At 61.5% G+C, this 20,429-nt stretch carries 20 protein-coding genes; 8 read left to right on the forward strand and 12 right to left on the reverse strand.

Translation table 11 applies throughout. The features are described 5' to 3' along the window. Positions 1 to 75: 75 nt before the first annotated feature. Positions 76 to 1,146 carry a quinone-dependent dihydroorotate dehydrogenase gene (locus AB4Y73_RS03555; protein WP_441868534.1) on the forward strand — a complete coding sequence of 357 codons (1,071 nt, stop codon included), beginning with the start codon at positions 76 to 78 and terminating at the stop codon, positions 1,144 to 1,146. A gap of 81 nt (positions 1,147 to 1,227) precedes the next feature. On the opposite strand, the gene AB4Y73_RS03560 is transcribed toward AB4Y73_RS03555, so the two are convergent. Beyond that, the gene (locus AB4Y73_RS03560; RefSeq protein WP_441868537.1) at positions 1,228 to 1,830 is read right to left on the reverse strand and encodes a DUF3043 domain-containing protein; all 603 of its coding nucleotides are present in this window, start codon (positions 1,828 to 1,830) and stop codon (positions 1,228 to 1,230) included. Between the two features lie 53 nt (positions 1,831 to 1,883). Between AB4Y73_RS03560 and AB4Y73_RS03565 the strand changes: the two genes are divergently transcribed. The 5 genes from AB4Y73_RS03565 to AB4Y73_RS03585 all read left to right on the forward strand — a co-directional run bounded on the left by AB4Y73_RS03565 (position 1,884) and on the right by AB4Y73_RS03585 (position 7,104). Then, positions 1,884 to 3,344 carry a dipeptidase gene (locus tag AB4Y73_RS03565; protein WP_441868540.1) on the forward strand — a complete coding sequence of 487 codons (1,461 nt, stop codon included), beginning with the start codon at positions 1,884 to 1,886 and terminating at the stop codon, positions 3,342 to 3,344. A 177-nt stretch (positions 3,345 to 3,521) separates the two neighbouring features. Then, a complete protein-coding gene (locus tag AB4Y73_RS03570; RefSeq protein WP_190988351.1) occupies positions 3,522 to 3,911 on the forward strand; it encodes a HesB/IscA family protein in 390 nt (129 codons plus the stop codon). Positions 3,912 to 4,096: 185 nt separating this feature from the next. After that, positions 4,097 to 4,969: an aa3-type cytochrome oxidase subunit II gene (gene ctaC / locus AB4Y73_RS03575; protein ID WP_441868543.1), complete on the forward strand. Its 873-nt coding sequence runs from the start codon at positions 4,097 to 4,099 to the stop codon at positions 4,967 to 4,969. 9 nt (positions 4,970 to 4,978) lie between these two features. Beyond that, entirely contained in the window at positions 4,979 to 6,706 is a 1,728-nt protein-coding gene (gene ctaD / locus AB4Y73_RS03580; RefSeq protein ID WP_441868546.1) for an aa3-type cytochrome oxidase subunit I, read from the forward strand. Next, on the forward strand, positions 6,703 to 7,104 hold the full coding sequence (locus AB4Y73_RS03585) for a cytochrome c oxidase subunit 4 (RefSeq protein WP_441868549.1): 402 nt from the start codon (positions 6,703 to 6,705) through the stop codon (positions 7,102 to 7,104). The genes ctaD and AB4Y73_RS03585 overlap by 4 nt, the downstream gene beginning before the upstream one ends. A 153-nt stretch (positions 7,105 to 7,257) precedes the next feature. On the opposite strand, the gene AB4Y73_RS03590 is transcribed toward AB4Y73_RS03585, so the two are convergent. Continuing rightward, positions 7,258 to 7,776, reverse strand: a complete 519-nt coding sequence (locus AB4Y73_RS03590) for an HPr family phosphocarrier protein (protein ID WP_441868552.1) — start codon at positions 7,774 to 7,776, stop codon at positions 7,258 to 7,260. Here AB4Y73_RS03590 and AB4Y73_RS03595 point away from each other — a divergent pair. Continuing rightward, entirely contained in the window at positions 7,718 to 8,509 is a 792-nt protein-coding gene (locus AB4Y73_RS03595; protein ID WP_441868555.1) for a GntR family transcriptional regulator, read from the forward strand. The genes AB4Y73_RS03590 and AB4Y73_RS03595 overlap by 59 nt on opposite strands. A gap of 58 nt (positions 8,510 to 8,567) precedes the next feature. Here the strand turns inward: AB4Y73_RS03595 and qcrB are convergent, their stop codons facing one another. The 4 genes from qcrB to ctaE all read right to left on the reverse strand — a co-directional run bounded on the left by qcrB (position 8,568) and on the right by ctaE (position 12,906). Beyond that, entirely contained in the window at positions 8,568 to 10,238 is a 1,671-nt protein-coding gene (gene qcrB, locus AB4Y73_RS03600; protein ID WP_441868558.1) for a cytochrome bc1 complex cytochrome b subunit, read from the reverse strand. Further along, a complete protein-coding gene (gene qcrA, locus AB4Y73_RS03605) occupies positions 10,216 to 11,292 on the reverse strand; it encodes a cytochrome bc1 complex Rieske iron-sulfur subunit (RefSeq protein ID WP_441868561.1) in 1,077 nt (358 codons plus the stop codon). Before qcrA ends, qcrB begins: the two co-directional genes overlap by 23 nt. Positions 11,293 to 11,391: 99 nt before the next feature. Continuing rightward, positions 11,392 to 12,180 (reverse strand): cytochrome bc1 complex diheme cytochrome c subunit, encoded by a 789-nt coding sequence (qcrC, locus tag AB4Y73_RS03610; protein ID WP_441868564.1) that lies wholly within the window; start codon positions 12,178 to 12,180, stop codon positions 11,392 to 11,394. 87 nt (positions 12,181 to 12,267) lie between these two features. After that, positions 12,268 to 12,906, reverse strand: coding sequence for an aa3-type cytochrome oxidase subunit III (gene ctaE / locus AB4Y73_RS03615; RefSeq protein ID WP_441868567.1), 639 nt, complete (start codon positions 12,904 to 12,906; stop codon positions 12,268 to 12,270). Positions 12,907 to 13,053: 147 nt separating this feature from the next. On the opposite strand from ctaE, the gene trpD reads away from it, so the two are divergent. Further along, positions 13,054 to 14,112, forward strand: coding sequence for an anthranilate phosphoribosyltransferase (trpD, locus tag AB4Y73_RS03620; RefSeq protein WP_441868570.1), 1,059 nt, complete (start codon positions 13,054 to 13,056; stop codon positions 14,110 to 14,112). 68 nt (positions 14,113 to 14,180) lie between these two features. Here the strand turns inward: trpD and AB4Y73_RS03625 are convergent, their stop codons facing one another. From AB4Y73_RS03625 to AB4Y73_RS03650, 6 genes are all read right to left on the reverse strand, one after another. Continuing rightward, the gene (locus AB4Y73_RS03625; protein ID WP_056340053.1) at positions 14,181 to 14,462 is read right to left on the reverse strand and encodes an Lrp/AsnC family transcriptional regulator; all 282 of its coding nucleotides are present in this window, start codon (positions 14,460 to 14,462) and stop codon (positions 14,181 to 14,183) included. 120 nt (positions 14,463 to 14,582) lie between these two features. Next, complete coding sequence (locus AB4Y73_RS03630) at positions 14,583 to 14,981, reverse strand: DUF3054 domain-containing protein (RefSeq protein WP_441868574.1); 399 nt, start codon at positions 14,979 to 14,981, stop codon at positions 14,583 to 14,585. Between the two features lie 27 nt (positions 14,982 to 15,008). Continuing rightward, positions 15,009 to 15,602 carry a hypothetical protein gene (locus tag AB4Y73_RS03635; protein ID WP_441868577.1) on the reverse strand — a complete coding sequence of 198 codons (594 nt, stop codon included), beginning with the start codon at positions 15,600 to 15,602 and terminating at the stop codon, positions 15,009 to 15,011. A 67-nt stretch (positions 15,603 to 15,669) separates the two neighbouring features. Next, the gene (locus AB4Y73_RS03640; RefSeq protein WP_441868580.1) at positions 15,670 to 16,755 is read right to left on the reverse strand and encodes a chitinase; all 1,086 of its coding nucleotides are present in this window, start codon (positions 16,753 to 16,755) and stop codon (positions 15,670 to 15,672) included. Between the two features lie 78 nt (positions 16,756 to 16,833). Next, a complete protein-coding gene (locus AB4Y73_RS03645; protein WP_441868583.1) occupies positions 16,834 to 19,116 on the reverse strand; it encodes a bifunctional polysaccharide deacetylase/glycosyltransferase family 2 protein in 2,283 nt (760 codons plus the stop codon). 312 nt (positions 19,117 to 19,428) lie between these two features. After that, positions 19,429 to 19,644, reverse strand: a complete 216-nt coding sequence (locus AB4Y73_RS03650; protein WP_441868586.1) for a hypothetical protein — start codon at positions 19,642 to 19,644, stop codon at positions 19,429 to 19,431. Positions 19,645 to 20,429: the final 785 nt, after the last annotated feature.

Raw genomic sequence — 20,429 nt, forward strand, 5'->3', positions numbered from 1 at the left:
GCTTCATCGTAGCCGGGCAACGAGCTATGACGTGCCCGGTTTGGTCTGGACCGCCCAAGGCGGAAAACTAGAGCCATGCGCGTATATCCGACTTTCTTTAAGCTGGCCTTTTCATGGATGGACGCCGAACGCGCCCACAAGATCGGATTCAAAGGGGTCAAGCTTGCCCACACCTCTGGTGCAGGCCGGTTGATTCATCGGTTTACGGCTCCAGCGCCGTCCCTGCAGACCACTGCCTTTGGCGTCACCTTCCCGTCACCGTTCGGCCTTGCAGCCGGTTTCGACAAGGAAGGGCTGGGCATCGAAGCCCTGACGGAGCTCGGCTTCGGCCACGTCGAGGTGGGCACCATCACCGGCCAGGCCCAGCCCGGTAATGAGAAACCGCGCCTTTTCCGCCTGGTTGAAGACCGCGCTGTGATCAACCGGATGGGTTTCAACAACGACGGCGCGGCCGCCGTCGAGCCGCGCCTCAAAGCTGCCCGGGCAGCGCTTCAGCGTAAGCACCCGAACGTTCGCCCCATGATTGGCGTGAATATCGGCAAAAGCAAGGTCGTCGAGCTGGACGACGCCGTGGCCGACTACCTCATCAGTGCCCGGAGCCTGGCCCCGGCGGCCGACTACCTGGTGGTCAATGTCAGCTCGCCCAACACCCCCGGGCTTCGCCTCCTGCAGGATGTCCAGACGCTCCGCCCGCTGCTCGCTGCGGTGGGGGAGGAGGCGGACAAAGCAGCCGGCCGCCATGTCCCGCTGCTCGTGAAAATTGCCCCCGACCTCAGTGACGAGGACATCGACGACGTTGCGCGGCTCGCGCTGGACCTGAAGTTGGACGGAATCATTGCCACCAACACCACCATCGGGCGCTCCGGCCTTAAGTCGACGCCAGCGAAAGTGGAGGCATGCGGGGCCGGTGGCTTGTCCGGGGCACCGCTGAAGCGGCGGTCACTTGAGGTCCTGCGCCGGCTCAAGGAAGCCACCGGGGGCGCCGTCACCCTCGTGGCCGTAGGCGGCGTCGAAAGCGCGAAGGATGTCCAGGAACGGCTGGATGCCGGGGCAACCCTGGTCCAGGGGTACACAGCGTTCCTCTACGAAGGCCCTTTCTGGGCAGCGCGGATCAACCGTGAGCTCGCCAAAATGCAGAGGTCATAAGGACCGAACGGCAGAAAAAATCCCCGGCGGTCGGACCGCCGGGGATTTTTTGTCACGAGGACCTGATCGGTCAGGCGCCGATCAGGAGGGGTACTGACCGCGCTTGACGAGGGGCTTGGGCAGCCGCAGTTTGCGGAACTGCATCGAACGCATTGAGCCGTACCAGACGGTACCGCGCTCAGCTTCACCGAACTTTGCCGTCAGTTTCTTGCGGAGCTGGCGGGACAGAATGAACACGTCGACAAAAACGGCCAGGAACATTACCCAGAAGCCGCCCAGGACATAAACCATCTGCTCGCTGGAGGCGGGCACAATCAGGGAGATGATCACAAACACCAGTGCGCCGAACATCAGGTATTCGCCGAGGCTGAAGCGCGCATCAACGTAGTCGCGGGCATAGCGTTTCTGCGGACCTTTGTCACGCAACGGGAGGAATTTCTCGTCACCGGTATCCAGGGCCTGGCGCATTTTGGCTCGCTGGTCCTGGACCGCCTGCCGTTCAGCAGCCTTGGACGCCTTCCGGTCCTCCGGCACCAGGGGCCTCTTTCGGGCCGCTTCCTGAGCTTTGCGCTTGGGAGTGGGCGCACCCTTGCCCAACGCGGCATCCTGCCGGGCGGCCGCTTCAGCGGCCTGCTGGTCTATTGATTCCTGCGCCGTAGGCGCTTCCTTTTTACGTCCGAACACTTGAACAGAATACCTTGCGGCCTAATGGATTCTGCGCGGGTAGTGTGATCGCCATGACACCCAATCCAGCGCAAACGCCCCCTGACGCCAGAACTCCCGACGTCGGTACCCCCGGCTCCACCCCCTCCTTGCGACCCATCGATGGGGCGGGGCTGCGGCAGGCCGTAGCCCGTTCCTTCGATGTCACCCTGAGCCGGCTCAAAGATCTGGTATCCATACCCGGGATCGCGTGGCCAAGTTTCGATCCGGCGCCTTTGGACGCCAGCGCGGCTGCCGTGGCTGACTTGCTCCGCGCCGCAGGGCTCGACGAAGTCCAGGTCCTGCGCAGCCACAAGGAAGACGGCAGTCCGGGAGGGCCCGCCGTCGTCGCACGGCGGCCGGCCGCCGCAGGGAAGCCGACCATTCTGCTCTACGCCCACCATGACGTACAGCCCCCCGGGGATCCCGCGCTGTGGGAGTCCGAGCCGTTTGCCGCCGTCGAACGCAATGGAAGGCTCTACGGGCGCGGCGCTGCTGACGACAAGGCCGGAATCATGGCCCATGTGGCGGCCTACACTGCGGTGTCCGATGTTCTGGGCGAGGAGTTCGGCCTTGGTGTCACATTCTTTTTTGAAGGCGAAGAGGAGGCCGGCTCGCCCACCTTCCGCACGTTCCTCGAAACGCACCGTGAACTGCTGCGGGCAGATGTGATTGTTGTTGCAGACTCCAGCAACTGGAAGGTGGGCGTACCGGCCCTGACCACCAGCTTGCGCGGCCTCGTGGACGGCACCATTGAAGTCCAGGTGCTCGAGCATGCCGTTCATTCCGGGATGTTCGGCGGCCCGGTGCTGGATGCACCCACCCTGCTTTCCCGGCTAATCGCAACACTCCACGATGCGGAGGGCAACGTGGCCATTGACGGCCTGGTTGCCTACGACAACGCCGGTGTGGACCTCACGGAAGGGGAGTACCGCACGGATTCGTCCGTGCTCGACGGCGTACGGCTGGCTGGCACGGGAAGCATCGCTTCACGGCTCTGGACCAAGCCGGCCTTATCCATAATCGGCTTCGACGCGCCGGCCGTCGACGTGGCGTCCAATACCCTCCTCCCGAGGGCCCGCGCCAAGTTCAGCCTCCGGTTGGCTCCCGGCCAAAACCCCCAAGAGGCCATGGACGCCGTAAGGCGGCACGTCGAAGCTAACGCACCCTTTGGTGCGAAGGTGGTGTTCACACCAGGTGAGAGCGGCAACTCGTTCCTCGCCGATACGTCGTCGGCGGCGGCGAAGTCCGCCATGTGGGCGCTGGGAGAGGCCTGGGGTGTCCCTGCCGTGGAGATGGGGATTGGCGGGTCGATTCCGTTCATTGCCGACCTGTTGGACGTGTACCCCGATGTCCAGATTCTGGTGACGGGAGTGGAGGACCCGGACTCACGCGCGCACAGTGCCAACGAGTCGCTGCACATCGGCGACTTCAGGAACGCCGTAGTTGCCGAAGCGCTGCTTCTGGCGCAGCTCAATGCCGAGGGGCTCGTCTAAGCAGCCGTTGACCATGCAGACCAGCTCGCCGGGAACAAACGACCGGCTACCAACGGTTACGTTTTGAGTTAGAGCTACACGTCTGACCGAAGTAGCATGTAGCTATAGCCCATACCGTATCTGTAGGGGCAGGCGCCGCTGACGCGGAGCCGCCAGGACCGTCCAAAGGTAGGCCAAATGAGCACCGCAACGAACGAGAACACCACCGAAACCGCAGCCGCTGCCAGCGATGAACTGGCCGCGCACGAGGTCAAACTGACCGACGTCGCTGCAGGGAAGGTCCGCAGCCTGCTCGAGCAGGAAGGCCGCACAGACCTTCGCCTCCGTGTTGCCGTCCAGCCCGGCGGCTGCTCGGGCCTGATCTACCAGCTCTACTTCGACGAGCGTCTCCTCGACGGCGATGCCGTCCGTGACTACGACGGCGTTGAAGTTGTAGTGGACAAGATGAGCGTGCCCTACCTCAGCGGTGCGAGCATCGACTTCGAAGACACCATCTCCAAGCAGGGTTTCACCATTGACAACCCCAATGCCGGAGGCTCCTGCGCCTGTGGTGATTCATTCCACTGACCGGTCCTTTCGCCCGATGCCGGCGCCTGCTTTCCGTCCGCCAAAAACGGCACGAAGGCACGGCGCCGACATGTGGGCGAAAAGCCCGGCGGAGCGGTAAGCTCTACACCGAGTAGTAAAACTTTTAGTGTGCCCGGCAGGCCATCGAGCCGCCGGGCAACAGCAACAAGTAGGAAGGGCCGTCTGTGAGTTCGCAGAACCGAACCGGCAGCCGACGCAAAACGATCACATCGATCTCAGGCTTGGCAGTTGCCGGCGCGTTGGTTTTGACTGGATGTTCGCCAGAGGTATCGAGGGGGTGGCTGCCCACCGAGCGTGGCACCACCAATCACACTGACCGGATCATGGACCTCTGGGTCAACTCATGGATTGCCGCCCTCGTTGTGGGCATCATTACGTGGGGCTTGATCGTCTGGTGCCTGGTTGCCTACCGCCGCCGCAAAGGGACCGTTGGCTTCCCGAAGCAGACCAGCTTCAACCTCCCGCTGGAGGTGTTCTACCTCACCATTCCGATCTTCATGGTCCTGGTCTTCTTCTACTTCACTGACCGTGACCAGCAGGCTATCGATGACCGCTCACAGCCAGCAGACGTCGTTGTTGACGTCCGTGGAAAGCAGTGGGCATGGGACTTCAACTACAAGTCCGGCAATGTCATCCAGGAAGACCTCTATGAAGCAGGCGTTCAGGCGCACCTGACGGGCAACACCATCGATAAGGAAGCTCTTCCGACGCTCTACTTGCCGGTTAACAAGTCCGTTGACCTGGAACTCAACGCACGCGACGTCATTCACTCTTTCTGGGTTCCCGCCTTCCTGCAGAAGCGCGACATGATCCCCGGCAAGACCAACTACATCCGGTTCACTCCCACTAAAGAGGGAACCTACGACGGCAAATGCGCAGAACTCTGCGGCGAGTACCACTCCGAAATGCTGTTCCGCGTCAAGGTTGTCTCCGAATCTGAATTCCAGGCTCACATGGACAAGCTGAAGGCCGCAGGAAACACGGGCCTCCTCGGCGAAGAGTATGACCGCAACCCCAACCTGAACGAAACGAAGTAGGGGAGCGACGTGGCTACTTACACACAATCCGCACCTGTCGGGACCCTTGAGGCTCCCGTAGTTCCGAAATCCAAGGGACGCATTGTCGTCAACTGGATCACCTCCACGGACCACAAGACCATCGGGTACATGTACCTGATCGTGTCCTTTGTGTTCTTCTGCCTGGGCGGCGTCATGGCGCTGCTCATCCGGGCTGAACTGTTCGAACCGGGCATGCAGATCCTGCAGACCAAAGAGCAGTACAACCAGCTGTTCACCATGCACGGCACTGTCATGCTGCTGATGTTTGCAACGCCCCTTTTTGCCGGTTTCACGAACGTGATCATGCCCCTGCAGATCGGTGCCCCGGACGTCGCGTTCCCGCGGCTGAATGCGCTGGCCTTCTGGTTCTTCCTCTTCGGCTCCACCATCGCCGTCTCCGGCTTCATCACCCCTCAGGGTGCTGCTTCCTTCGGCTGGTTCGCCTATGCCCCGCTCTCGAACACCACCTTCAGCCCCGGCATTGGCGGTGACCTGTGGGTCTTCGGCCTGGCATTGTCCGGTTTCGGCACCATCCTCGGTGCGGTCAACTTCATCACCACCATCATCTGCATGCGTGCCCCGGGCATGACCATGTGGCGGATGCCGATCTTCACCTGGAACGCCCTGATCACGTCCATTCTGGTCCTGATGGCATTCCCGCCACTGGCGGCTGCTCTGTTCGCGTTGGGTGCGGATCGCCGGTTTGGTGCACACATCTTTGACCCGGAGAACGGCGGTGCTGTGCTGTGGCAGCACCTGTTCTGGTTCTTCGGCCACCCCGAGGTCTACATCATTGCGCTGCCGTTCTTCGGCATCGTTTCGGAGATCTTCCCGGTCTTCAGCCGGAAACCAATCTTCGGCTACAAGGGCCTGGTGTATGCCACCATCTCCATCGCTGCCCTCTCCGTGACTGTGTGGGCGCACCACATGTACGTCACGGGTTCAGTGCTGCTGCCGTTCTTCGCGTTCATGACCATGCTGATCGCGGTGCCCACAGGCGTGAAGTTTTTCAACTGGATCGGCACCATGTGGCGAGGGTCCCTGACCTTCGAAACGCCCATGCTGTGGAGCATCGGCTTCCTGGTCACGTTCCTCTTCGGCGGGCTGACCGGCATCATTCTGGCGTCGCCGCCGCTGGACTTCCACGTCTCGGACTCATACTTCGTGGTGGCGCACTTCCACTACGTGGTATTCGGCACCGTGGTCTTCGCGATGTTCGCAGGGTTCTATTTCTGGTGGCCGAAGTGGACGGGCAAGATGCTCAACGAGCGTCTTGGCAAGATCCACTTCTGGTTGCTGTTCCTGGGCTTCCACGGAACGTTCCTCATCCAGCACTGGCTGGGCGTCGAGGGCATGCCGCGCCGGTATGCGGACTATCTGGTGGAGGACAACTTCACCTGGATGAACCAGTTCTCGACCATCGCGTCGTTCGTTCTGGGCGCCTCGCTGATCCCGTTCTTCTGGAACGTCTACATCACGTGGCGGAGCAACGAAAAGGTTGAGGTGGACGACCCGTGGGGCTTCGGTGCCTCGCTGGAGTGGGCCACCTCATGCCCGCCGCCGCGCCACAACTTCACGTCCCTGCCTCGCATCCGGTCGGAGCGTCCAGCCCTGGACCTGCACCACCCGGAGCTCTCCCAGGTACACACCGTCGAGTCGCCTGCTTCCGCGGCAGCTGTGCTCGGTAACGCCGACCAGAAGGACACAGCCCAGTGAAAATCGAGTCTTGGATTTTTGGAGGCGGCGTATTCTTCTTCGTTCCGGTCGCCTTGGTTTACGGTTTCCTGACGAACTGGAAGGAGCCGGTTGGCCTGCTCGGTGTCCTGCTCATCGCCGGGTTGGCGGGCATGATCGGCGCCTACCTTGGCTTTACCGGCCGGCGCGTTGGTCTTCGGCCTGAGGACCGCAGCGACGCCGAGATCCACGAAGGTGCCGGCGAACAGGGCCACTTCAGCCCCTGGAGCTGGTGGCCGCTGGTATTGGGCCTTGCATGCGCTGGTGGCTTCCTCGGTCTGGCGGTGGGATGGTGGGTCATGTTCATCGCCGGCGGCCTGGCCGTTGTGGCGCTGGTCGGCTGGGTCTTCGAATACAGCCGTGGAGACCACGCGCACTAAGGGCCTCTGATCCGTTCTGTGTTCTAAGCATGAAACAAAAGACGCTGGGCCCTACCGCAAGGTAGGGCCCAGCGTCTTCTGTTTTGCGGCGGCCGTCCGCCCGGGCTCCGCCTCTCCCGATAGCCGTAGCGCCTAACTGGGCCGTGGAGGTGCCTAGGCGGCTCCCTGCGACTCAAGAAGCGCTGCCAGGGACCGGAGGGCCCTCTCGACTTCGTGCCGCGCTGTCGGGCCGTTGAGGAGGTTTTCAGGGACCGAAAGCTCCACCTCACACCCGAACGGAAAGTCTGCTGTCATGACCTCGAGCAGCGATCTGGCATCTACGCCTTGGATTCCTGCTTTCCGGATGCTAACGGGAAGACCTGTGGCCGTTACCGCCCGGACAAATTCCGCCGCTGGCCGGGCATGCAATCCGATCGCAGCCGAAACCACAGCCTTGTGAACTGGCAAAGCGTCTCCTCTGTCTTGACGGCCCCATCCGCCTGCTGAAAATTCCAATCCAATATAGCCTCCTCCGGTGGCCCTTAGTAACGTCGGGGCGTCTTGTGGCTGGTCTAGACCTCGCGGGCGTTGGATTAAGATTGGAGGGTGAAGAGCAAAGCAGAAATGACACGCAGTGGCTGCTAAAGCGGAGGGCATCCGGGGCGAGATTGACCGAAACACCGGCGTTGCCATCTATATTCAGCTCCGGGAACTCCTGCGGGCTTACATCAGTGAATCCTGTCCGCCTGGATCTGCTTTGCCGTCGGAGCGCGATCTTGCCCTGCGGTTCGGCCTCGCGCGAATGACCGTCCGCCAAGCCATCGACGCCCTGGTTGGGGAAGAGGTGATCGAGCGGGTAGTTGGCCTCGGTACTTTCGTCCGCAAGCCAAAACTCGATCTGCAGGTCAAGCTGACCTCGTACAGCGAGGAGATGCAGCGCCGTGGCATGGTCCCGGCGGCGAAAGTCCTCAGCTTCGAGCAGATCGGCGCCAGTGCCTTCCTCGCCCGGGAACTGCAGGTGGAGGAGGGGACGCCCCTGGTACGCTTCCGGCGGCTCTTGCTGGCTGACGGAGAGCCCATGAGCGTGGATGAGAACTTCATCCCCGCCCAGCGCGTCCCCGGGCTGCTCGACAGCGAGCCGCCCACATCCCTCTATAACGTCCTGAGCGAGCAGTTCGGGCTGGTCATGGAGTGGGGGGAGGACATGATTGAAGCGACAGCCGCATCACCGTCCACGGCTCGTCTGCTCAACGTCGACGTTGGCACCCCACTGCTTAAAATCCAGCGCCACGCGTTTGTGGCGCGCGCCATGGTGGACTATTCAGTTTCCTACTACAGGGCGGACCGCTACAAACTGTGGGTACCTCTCCAACGGCCGGGAGCCCGCACAGCACGGAATCATTCCTCTGGATATCGAAGCCACTGACGGCAATGGGAAAGGCCCGGTCCACTGGACCGGGCCTTTCCCATTGTTTCTTGGTGGATCAGTGGCTGAGGCTCTTGCTTTCCTCAGCCGATTCGACTGCCGGGGCGTGGTGGCCGTGAGCGGCCTCCAGCTCGCCAGGCGTAGCCGGTGCCACGCGGTCTTCGAAGAACCACTTGGACAGGAATGCGCGCCGCTTTTCCTTGCGCGTCACGATTCCGTGTTCATTGGGAACTGCCGCCAGCGGAGCGGGTGACTCGAAGCCGACCAGCTTGTAGCGCTTGTACTCGTCAAGAGGTGCATGAACTTCGATGAACTCGCCGTGCGGAAGGCGTACGATTCGGCCTGTCTCACGGCCATGAAGCGCGATTTCGCGGTCCTTGCGCTGGAGCGCCAGTGCCACACGCTTGGTGACGATGTAGGCAATGATCGGGCCAACGAAGAACAGCGCCCGGAGCCAGTACGTCACATCGTTCAGCGAAACGTGGAAGTGGGTGGCAATGAGGTCCGATCCGGCAGCCGCCCACATGACGCAGTACCAGACAAAGCCTGCTACGCCAATGGCCGTGCGGGTCGGGGCGTTCCGTGGACGGTCCAGCACGTGGTGTTCGCGGTCGTCCTTGGTGATCCACCGTTCGATCCAGGGGTACATGAACATCACGGTGAACAGGATTCCGGCCGGGACAAGCGCAGGAAGGAGCACGTTGAAGGTGAACACGTGGCCAAACCAGACCTGCTCGACGTGCCAGTTTCCGAAGGTGCCCGGCATCAGGCGCAGGGCGCCGTCAACGAAACCGATGTACCAGTCAGGCTGGGTACCGGCGGACACAGGGGAGGGATCGTACGGGCCGTAGTTCCAGATCGGGTTGATCGTGAAGAACGCCGCCATGAGCGCGATGACTCCGAAGACGATGAAGAAGAAGCCGCCGGCTTTGGCTGCATAGACAGGGCCCAGGGGGTAGCCGACGACGTTTCCGTCGTTGCGGCCGGGACCGGGGTACTGGGTGTGCTTGTGAACAACCACCATGAACAGGTGAAGCACGATCATCAGCAGGATCAGTGCGGGGACAAGCAGGATGTGGAGCATATATAGGCGCCCAATCACTGCCGTGCCGGGGAACTCTCCGCCGAACAGGAAGAAGGAAATGTAGGTTCCCACTACGGGAATAGCCTTGATGACGCCGTCGATGATGCGCAGGCCGTTGCCGGACAGCAGGTCATCGGGGAGGGAGTAACCGGTGAAGCCGGCTGCCATGGCGAGGATCAGGAGGACGCTGCCAACAACCCAGTTCATTTCACGCGGTTTGCGGAAAGCACCAGTGAAGAAAACGCGGAGCATGTGAACCGCAATGGATGCCACAAAGAGCAGGGCAGACCAGTGGTGCACCTGGCGCATGAAGAGTCCGCCGCGGATGTCGAAGGAGATATTCAGCGAGGAGCTGTATGCCACCGACATTTCCACGTTCTTCAACGGCACATACGAGCCCGCGTAGTGGGTTTCCGCCATCGACGGATCGAACCAGAAGGTGAGGAAGGTGCCGGACAGCAGCAGGATGACGAAGGAGTACAGGGCAACTTCGCCAAACATGAACGACCAGTGGTCCGGAAAGACCTTCCGGCCGAATTCGCGGAGGATTCCCGAACCGCCAACACGCTGGTCGACGAAGTCGGTGATGCGGCCGCCTTTGGTTTTGGCGACGAAGGGTGCACTAGGCGTTGTTGCTGCGCTCATGCTCATCACGCTCCCAGTAGCTAGGTCCAACAGGTTCATGGAAGTCGCTGGTAGCGACCAGGTAGCCCTCGTTGTCCACCGCAATGGGCAGCTGGGGGAGGGGCCGGCTGGCCGGACCAAAGATTACCTTGCACTCTTGCGTGAGGTCGAAGGTTGACTGGTGGCACGGGCACAGCAAGTGGTGCGTCTGCTGCTCATAGAGGGCAACAGGGCACCCGACGTGGGTACAGATCTTGGAGTAGGCAACGATGCCGTTGTAACTCCAGTCCTCGCGCCCTGCCGAAGGCTGAAGGGACGCAGGATCGAGACGCATGAGGAGCACAACAGCCTTGGCCTTTTCGTTGAGCTTGCCCTCATGGAGTTCGTTGAGTCCTTCGGGAATCACGTGGAACGCCGACCCCAAAGTGACATCGGAGGCCTTGATAGGCGTTCCGTCCGGATCCCGGGTGAGGCGCTTGAGCTTGCCCTCCTGGGGAGCCCACATGGTGTGGGCCAGCTTGTTGTCCGGGCGGGGGCCCAGGTCGCCAAAAACTGCGATGGCCGGCAGAGGTGCCAAGGCAACGGCGCCAAGCAGGGTGTTGCGGATGAGCGGACGGCGCTTGATGCCGGTCTCCTCCACGATGTCGTCCACAATTCGAACCGCTGCGAGGCGGTCCTCTTCGGTGCGGATCGCGTGGCGTTCCTCGGAAACCTCGTGATCGGGCATCAGGGCCTTGGCCCAATGCACGATGCCGGTGCCTATTCCGAGCATGGCGAATGCTGTGCCCAGGCCCAGGAGGGTGTTCTGCAGGCGGATCGTAGCGATGCCTGCCCCTGAGCCGGCGCCCAGATCGATGGCGAAGTACGCCACCAGGAAGATCAGGGTGCCAACAACGGAGACGCCGAAAAGTATAGCGACCTGCCGTTCTGCCCGTTTGGCGGCCTTCGGGTCCGTGTCAGCCAGGCGCAAACGATGCGGGGGAAGTCCAGGATCCTGGAATTTCTCCACCTCATTCTGACCAGCCGTAGCTACGGTGCCCGAGTGGTTCGGACTGCCGTCACTATGGTTGCCCATAATTCGCCTCATCCTTCTCTCGTCCCGGCGTCTGCCGGGTTAGTTTTCAATGTCAAACTGCTGACTTGGCAGCAGGAGTTTTGGGAATCCCGGGGTGTCCTAAGACGTTCGGGATGTCAGCCAGATCGTGAAGGCGATGATGACGCCGAGTCCTGCGATCCAGACGAAGAGGCCTTCGGCGACAGGGCCAAGCGAGCCCAGGTCCGCGCCGCCGGGGGAGCCGTTCGATTCGATCTGCTTGAGGAAGGTGATGATGTCACGCTTGCCTTCGGGCGAAACGTTCGCATCGTTGAAGACGGGCATGTTCTGCGGGCCGGAGACCATCGCTTCATAGATGTGCTTGCCGGAAACGTCCGCGAGGGCCGGGGCGAACTTGCCACGGGTCAGCGCGCCACCGGCGGCAGCGGCGTTGTGGCACATGGCGCAGTTCACGCGGAAGAGCTCACCACCTGCGGCAGCGTCACCCTTTTCGTCTAACAGGTGTTCTTCAGGAATTGCCGGGCCGGCACCCAGGGAAGCAACATAACCTGAAAGCTGGTGGGTCTGGGTGTCGTTGAACTGGGCAGGCTTCTTGTAGGCCTGGGGTCCGTTCATCTGCATCGGCATGCGGCCGGTGCCGACCTGGAAATCGACTGCGGCTGCGCCAACACCTACGAGTGAGGGACCAGCCTGCGTGCCGCTGGCGCCCATGCCGTGACACGTGGCGCAGTTCGCCTCGAAGAGCTTCTGGCCCTCGGCGGTGTCACTTGCGCTGTAGCTGGTGGTGGAGGCCTTCGCTTGGTTGACGGTGGTGGCAACGGCGTAGAGCCCCCCGGTAACGAGTAGTCCCATCAGTAGCAGCGCTATTACTGCGAGTGGGTGACGCCGCTTTTGCGAGAGAGCCTTCACGTGGTGGTTCCTTTATTCGATCCTGCGCCGGCTCCGGGAGCCGCTTCTTGAAATTCTGCCTCTTGTAGAAAAGGAATCAAAGCTTGACTACTTCAGTACGTAGATGACCAGGAAGAGGCCGATCCAGACCACGTCCACAAAGTGCCAGTAGTAGGACGTGACAATTGCCGAGGTAGCCTCAAAGTGGCCGAACTTCTTCGCCGCGAACGAGCGTCCGATGATGAAGAGGAAGGCTACGAGGCCACCGATGACGTGCAGGCCGTGGAATCCGGTGGTGATATAGAAGGCCGAGCCATAGGCGTTGGATGAGAGCGAAACATGCTCTGATACCAGCATGGCGTATTCCGTGCTCTGGCCTGCGACGAAGATTGCGCCCATGATGAAGGTCAGGGTGAACCATTCGTTCATGCCCCAGCGGGCGAACTGGAAGGGTCCGCCCGTTTTGCGGGGCTGCAGCCGTTCGGCGGCGAAGACGCCCATCTGGCAAGTAAAGGAACTGGCCACAAGGACGATGGTGTTAACGAGCGCAAAGGGGAAGTTGAGCTTGGCTGTCTCTTCGGCCCACATCTGTCCGCTCGTGGAGCGCAGTGTGAAGTACATAGCGAAGAGACCGGCGAAGAACATCAACTCGCTGGACAGCCAAACTACGGTTCCTACAGAAACCATGTTGGGGCGGTTCAGCGTCGGGTGCGCCGGGGTACTGGGGGCATGGGTCGCAGATGTCACATAGACATTATGTCTATAAAAGTCCGTACTTCCCAACGCGAACCGCCTTTTCGGGGGACTTTTTCTACAAAGACGCGAAATTGCCCGGAAAAGTTCCGGGAGACGTTCACATTGGTCAGGACTTAGGTGGCTCGATAGCATCAGGAGGTGACTTCTCAGGCAACCTCCCCGGTGGACAGCAACACCTGGCCCCGGCTCATCTCAGCGCTCATCACCGGCACCGATCTCACCACGGACAACACCGCGTGGGCCATGGACAGGATTATGTCCGGCGAGGCGACGCCATCGCAGATAGCTGGATTCCTTGTTGCCCTCAGTGCCAAGGGTGAAACAGTTGATGAAATTTCGGGCCTGGTGGAGGCGATGCTTCGCCACGCAACGCCCATCAGCATTCCCGGCGAGAAGCTGGACATTGTGGGCACCGGCGGGGACCAGCTCAACACCGTCAACATTTCCACCATGGCCGCACTTGTTGCGGCCGGCGCCGGGGCAAAAGTCGTCAAGCACGGCAACCGTGCCGCTTCGTCTTCCTCCGGATCCGCCGACGTACTGGAGGCATTGGGGGTCCGGCTTGATCTCCCTGTCCCGCACGTGGCACGCAATGCGTCGGAAGCCGGAATAACGTTCTGCTTCGCGCAGGTCTTCCACCCTTCCTTCCGCCACACCGCAGTGCCGCGCCGCGAACTGGCCGTCCCCACCGCCTTCAATTTTCTGGGGCCGCTGACCAATCCAGCCCAGGTGCAGGCCTCGGCTGTTGGGGTGGCAAATGCCAGGATGGCCCCGCTGGTTGCCGGCGTCCTTGCGCGGCGGGGGAGCCGCGGCCTTGTTTTCCGGGGCAACGACGGGTTGGACGAACTGACCACAACCGGGCCATCCAGGGTGTGGGAGATCCGTGACGGCAACGTCACCGAGTTGACCTTTTCACCTGCTGATCTTGGTGTCCGTCCGGCAACTGTGGAAGAACTGCGCGGCGGGGACGCCAAAGCGAATGCCGCCGTCGTGCGTGATGTCCTGGCCGGTAAAACCGGAGCGGCCCGGGACGCCGTGCTGGTCAATGCGGCGGCCGGCCTGGTGGCCTTCGATGCCGCGGCGGAGGGTTCGTTCCTTGACCGCATGCGTGTGGCGTTGGGCCGGGCTGCAGAGTCAATCGACTCGGGTGCCGCCGCCGCTGTCCTGGACAAGTGGGTCGCACTTACCCGGCCTTAGCGTCTTTTCAACAAGAATGGCGGGCCGGGCTGATCAGCCGGGCCCGCCATTCTTCGTTCAGGGCCGTGCTACTGCTCGAAGCCCAGCGCAAAGGCCGCGTCGAGGTCGTGCTGGGAGTATGCGCGGAAAGCGATATGGGTGGTGGTGTGAACCACAGCCGGAACCTTGGAGAGTTTGTCTGCGATGACGTCAGCGAGATCCTCATGGCGTGCTACTCGGGCGACTGCGATCAGATCCCACTCACCCGTCACGGAATAGACCTCGCTGATTCCCGGGATCGCGGAAATCTCCTCGGCGGTTTCCGGGATTCGTGCGGCGTCGGTCTTGATCAGAACGAATGCGGTGATCACTGGTTCAATCCTTCCGGATTTGTAGGCCAAAGCGGTGCCCCGGCAAGTCTTCGTGGTCTTGCCAGCCTATTACATGGCCGCGACAGTGAGTCCTGAGCGCGGCGCGTGCCGTGCGGGGCGTCAGGACTTCCTTAGCCTGTGCACAAGCGCCAGGAGTGCGCGGTAGCCCACCAGGAACAGGCCCAAGCTGAGGAGCGCCACAATGACGAAGGCGAGCACCACGGTTTGGCCCGTTATTGCCCGCAGGACCATGCCGCCCGCAACCGCACCCAACCAGATTGCCAGGCCCGCTTGAAGAGACAGGGGACGCCGCCAGGCCCTTGCCGCGAGCCAGGCGAGGGCGGCGCCGGCGAGGAACGGCCAGGCGGTGAGAAAGACTCCGATGATGACGTCAGCGCGTTGGTGCGCGTCCCTCCCGATCGCTGCGAAAACGAGGATCAGGATTGCGTCGGCCAGCGCGGCGGCCGCTATGGCGGGCGTGCTGCCGCGGAGTGATTTCTGCTGCGTGGGGGAGGTCATGGTTTCGAGCCTAGCGCGGCGCCCGCGTTACCTGCCAACGAGTCCGTTGCCGTAGCCTGCATCACATTTGCCGTCGTGTATGACTCCCGCGCCGGACGCAACGGCATAGTTGGGGGCTGGGTTGAGCAGCCCGCTGCGTACCGCTGTGACTGCACTGGTACATGCATTGACGAACGAGGCGCTTTGCCCGCTGCCTCCGATCCACATGTCAATCCACAGGGACGCGTTGCCCTGCGCTTGCGCTCCCGTGTGGCAGGGACCGTTCTCGGGGGTGGGCCCGTCCCCACAGGTGTCTTCCACAATGAAGTAGCGCCTTACATCCGGCAGATAGATCCGGGTACCCGCCGGGAGATCGAGGACGTCTTGGCCGGTGGCCCTGGAATGACCGACGGCGATGGTCACCGGGTCTTCGTATGTTCCGGTTCCACCTGCTTGCGCATGCAGAACGGGGTTGCTGATTTCCGGCGAACCCGGGGGAGTGTTGTCCTGCCATGTGTAGGCCGTGATAAAGATATTTGTGACGAGGGTTTCACCTGCCGCCCGGGATGATGTGCTGATACTGGCAAGAGCCACCAGCACGAGCACCAGTAATCCTGCGGCTGAAAATATCGCTCGTCTCATTCTTTGCCTCCAACATCTCTGAGTCGTACCGGCGGTCAAAAAGCCTTATGCGGGCACTGGCCTGCCCCTAAGGCTGATTCGATAGTGCGCTACCAAGCACTTTTGCGAACATGCCCTGTTCCTGCGCAACACCGCTGCAGTCACTGGCAACACTGCTGTGCGTCTGGCCTTGGGCTGCGGGATTGCAGGCGGTATCCCGGTTCAGCGACCACATGGACATCCGGCCAATGCCCCGGTCAAGTGCAAAACTGCTCAGTTCCTTAGCGTCCTCCAACGTGAAGACGTTGCTCTGAACGTCGTTGACCCCAATCATCGGCGTCAAGCCGATCCTGTTCCAGAGGGCAGCGTCGTCGATCGGCCTGTTGGCTTTCGCGTAAAGCGCTGAAAGAGTCCGGTGGGTGGCTTCCGCGGCGCCAACCGCGGTATCGCGCATGCTGATTCCGGGTGCAAGCGGGCCAAAGTTCATGGTCATGATATTGATGCCGGAAAGTTCCACGCCCGCCTCCAGCATGGTTTCAACGGAGGTGACAGCCGCCGACGTCAGCCCGTTCCGTGAGACGGGAAGGGTCAGCCAGACCCTGAGTGGTGAGTCGGGAGCACGCGCCGCCTGAAGACGTGCGACTGCCGTAGCGCGTCTGGTTGCAGCGGCACGGTCTGATGCACTTGGGCCTTCGACATCCAAGTCCACGGTGTTAATCCCGTATCTGGTGATGACTGTTGTGTAGGCGTTAACCAGAGCATCCGGGTCTGTGCAGGATGCGGCCAATTCGGTGCCGCGCTGGCCGCCGAAAGAAACCGCGACGTCGTTGCCGGCCTTGCGGAAGGCCTCTACCTGGGCATCGAGTGACAGCTTCTCGCTGGCCCGGTCCAGATCATAAAAGCCGCCCCAGGATGGTTCGCAGGGCCGGGCTGGGTCGGAGGTGACAAAGGCTAGGAGGGTCGTAACTTTGCCGGGAGGCGGAGATTCCTCAAGACGCAGGCCGGGGAGAATCGTGACGTCCAGATACCCGCCGAACCACCCGGGAGTGATCGTATTTTCCGTCGTTTCCACCTTCCGGCCCGGCGGATCAGAAGCCATCGAGCTGCAGCCAGCGAGGCCTACAACCGCCATGAGTACTATCAGGGACCAGCCCCGCCGTGAGAATTTGGGCATGTACTGATGCCACCTAGCTGCACTTACAGGTGCGTAGTTCGTGGGGTCGATCAGCATAACGCAGGCTGTCTTGTTGAGCTATAGGGAGTCCTGGAGGGTCAACGACTCCGGCGTTGCCAATGCCGGCATGGCAGCAGGGACGGTCAGTCCCGGCGTGGCAGGGAGGGCGACACTGTTGGTGCGCTCAGGCCTGTACCAGCCAACCGCGGTGCCCCGCAGAGCCAATAGGGCGGAACCGAACACCACGTAGGCCCGGAGCGGTTCGTAGATGAGCCGGTAGATCGGCACCATCAGCAGGTGGAGGACGTTTTCGCGGACCATCAGGATGGCAACGATAGAGATGAGCATGTGAGTTGCAGCCACGAAAGCCGAGAAGAGGGCGATGGCCTCCCATTCCCCGTGAATCAGGCTGTTGACCGCAACAATGACCGTCAGGGGCATGAAGACGAGCGGGACAAGGACCGAGACCAGCGCGTAGGGCATGGTGAGCAAGCCGAGGGCCCCGTACTTGGGGTTGAAGAGCATCTTGCGGTGCTTGTACAAGGTCTGGATGTTGCCGTAGGTCCAGCGGAGCCGTTGTTTGAACAACCCTTTCACTGTCAGGGGTGCCTCAGTCCACGCGACAGCCTCGTTTTCCTGGACGATGCTGTAGCCAAGCTGTTGCAGGGAAAGCGTCAGGTCAGCATCTTCAGCGAGTGTGTCATGGGAGTAGCCGCCCGCCTTGACCAGGGCTTCCCTGCGCCACGCGGCGCAGGCCCCCGGAACGATCGAAATCGCGCCCATCAGGCCTTCGGCCATGCGGGTTACACAGATACCGGAGAGGTACTCCAAGCTTTGCCAGGCTGTGATGAGGTTGCGGCGGTTCCCGACCTTGACGTGACCGGCGACTGCGGCAACTTCCTTGCCGTTCCGGGGTGCGATGAAGTGGCGGGCGAACATCTTGATGGTCTGCGGTTCGAACAGCGTATCGCCGTCGAGCGTCACCACAACCTCACCGCGTGATTGGGCGATTCCGTTGTTGCTCGCTGCTGATTTACCGCCGTTGGGCTGGTCGATAACGCGAAGGCAGGGCCACGTTTCGGCGTAGTCCCGAAGGACCGCAAGGGTGCCGTCCGTGGAGCCGTCGTTAATGGCGACGACTTCCATGCGGGGGTAATCGCTGGCCTTGAGGGCGTCAAGGGTCTTGGTCACCACGAGTTCTTCGTTGAAGACCGGCAGGACCACACTGACGAACGGCCAGTCTTTCTCGTCCACGTCATCCCAGCGGCGTCGCTTCTGGCGGCCGTTATTGATAAGGGCGAGAACCACGAACAGGAAAGTCAGGATGGTCAGGGATCCGATGCCAAACCAGAACAACCATGTCAGGACAATGTTCGGAGTGACCAGGTACGTTGTCATTGCAGCCAATGTCATGGTGTCCTGCACCCCGGCGGCAACGTTGTGCTGGGGGATAAATTCGTCGGGCAGCATGGACTGCATGGTTTCGAAGGTGTAACCCTGCGCTTTGGCTGCGGGGATGAAGGCTTCCAGCATCTTGACTGTGGCGCTTCGGTCCCCGCCCGCGTCATGTACCAGGAGGACGTGGCCCTGGCCGTCCAGCGTCGGAGCTGGAATGGGAACGCCGGGCGCGAATTCCCAGTCCCGGGTGTCGAGATCCATGTCGACGTGGATGTATCCAAGCTGCTGCGCCTGCAGAAGAGCCAACGTGTTGTTGTTTGGGTTACCGGTGGGGATCCTGAATAGTCTGGTCTGGTAGTTATCAGCAGCGAGCATTAGCCGGTCAGCTCCGATGATCTGCTGACGGTTGGTGGCGTCGTCGTGAGCCCAGAAATCGATGTGGGACACTGTGTGGTTGCCCACCATGTGCCCTTCGCGGATTATGCGGCGGAAAATGTCCGGATACTTCACGATGTTTTCGCCGATGGGGAAGAAGGTGGCCGGCACGCCTTCCCTGGACAACAGATCCAGGATCTCAGGGGTGAATCGGGGGTCGGGCCCGTCGTCCAAAGTCAGCATGATCGTATGATCTTTCGGACGCCCATAGGCCTCCAGAGCGTAACGGCTGCTGCCTATGACCGCTTTCTCGCCGGCAGTGGCTTGTCGAAGTACCGTGCCGCTGAAGGGATCCTTTAGGAGCAGCTCGCCATCCTTTGGTTCCACCAGGACGATCCGGTGAAAAATTGCGGCGCCCTCGCGGAACCCGATCTTCGGGATGTTATCCAGGTCCTGGGTGGCCAGGAGGCGGCGCGGATAATCTGCCCCCTGGTTCTGAAGGCCCTGATACACGGGAGCAGTGGCGGCCGGAAGAATGTAGACGAGGGACAGGAGCATCAGCAGGACCCCTGCGATGAGGCAGCTCACGACTCTGCGCCAACGGTTTCCGCTGGCGTCGAAGAAGACTGGTGCGGGGGCAGTGGAAGTGGCCGGTTTTCTCACACGTACCTCACGAGGTAGCCGAACGTGCAGGGCAGACCTGACAGAGCCAGGACAGTGACTGCCGAGGAAGGAGGAGAAAGGGTAAATCTGCCCCCAAACCCGGTGCCTCAGAGCCAGCCACTCCGAAGCGTCACCTACATACGACACTAGTTCCGGGTACTGCAGGAACACATGCGTAGCTTGTACTCGAGTTTTTCCAGTGCGGTACTTGCCGGGAAAACGCGTCGATCAGGGGCTTTACTGCACCCTGCGTACCAGCCAGTTAGCTTCCCACCGGAGGTGGTGCTCGTCCTCCGCGTCCCACACAACCAAGACGTGTGTGACTGTATAAGCGATGGCGTTTCCGGTAATGGAGCGCACTCTGACGGGAGCAGGCCTGAGCATGATCACCGGCCTGCCCGGTGCGTCCTGCAGCGCTTCTTCCGGGGTCTGGGGGATGAGGGCTTGCAGCATTTTGTCGTCCTAAAGCCAGGAACTGAACTGAAGAATGCCGCTGTCTCCATTTGGCGGAAAGATCGACACTGATCTGCCCAGTGATGCGTGGAAAGCAGACAACCCAGCGTGCCGCCATGCCCCGACTCTAAGATCCTGACGTCCTCCACACATGCGTAGGATGTACCCGATTCTTCCCGGCGGACTACCTGCTTGCGCGTCGTGTCGGCGCCAGCGCTGGAAGATGGCGGGGGAGAGGGGCGGCGGCTATTAGTTTTGATAGACGAACGCGTTGGGGGAGAGAAGGCATGGTTGGCCGTTACTGGCGCGCGTGCAAGAATCCCAGCAAAGCCGTATAGCAGCGGCCGACCAGTCGACGCAGAGGGCACTCGATGACGTTCTTGCGTCCACTACAGACGTGGAGGCTCCAGAGGGTGCAATAGGGCTGGCAGTCGCTGCATTGGTCGTCGCCTGGATATGAACCGGAGATGCTTGGCAGCGTCGCCGCCTATGCACCTGAACCTTGGCCACGAACGGCTGATCCATTGCCTGGGAATTTGCACACGAAGGCGGCGGGGCCGTGCTTGACCGCATGAAGGACCCAACCGGGAATGAGTTGGCCCTGCGGTGGGCGGAATCGGGACGGCAAAATGGTTCAACTGGATAAGCGGGTTATCGGTTTGGGGCGTATTCCCTGGCTTGGGGAACTGTGCTTCTGTCCGGAGCTTCTGTCGCGGAGCCTCCCGCGGTCAGGGCGTCTTGCCGGCTCGCTCCTGGGCGAAGTGGGGGTTCTTGCCAACGACGTA

The organism is Pseudarthrobacter sp. TAF60_1 (assembly GCF_052113505.1).
In the GTDB taxonomy this organism is placed as follows: domain Bacteria; phylum Actinomycetota; class Actinomycetes; order Actinomycetales; family Micrococcaceae; genus Arthrobacter.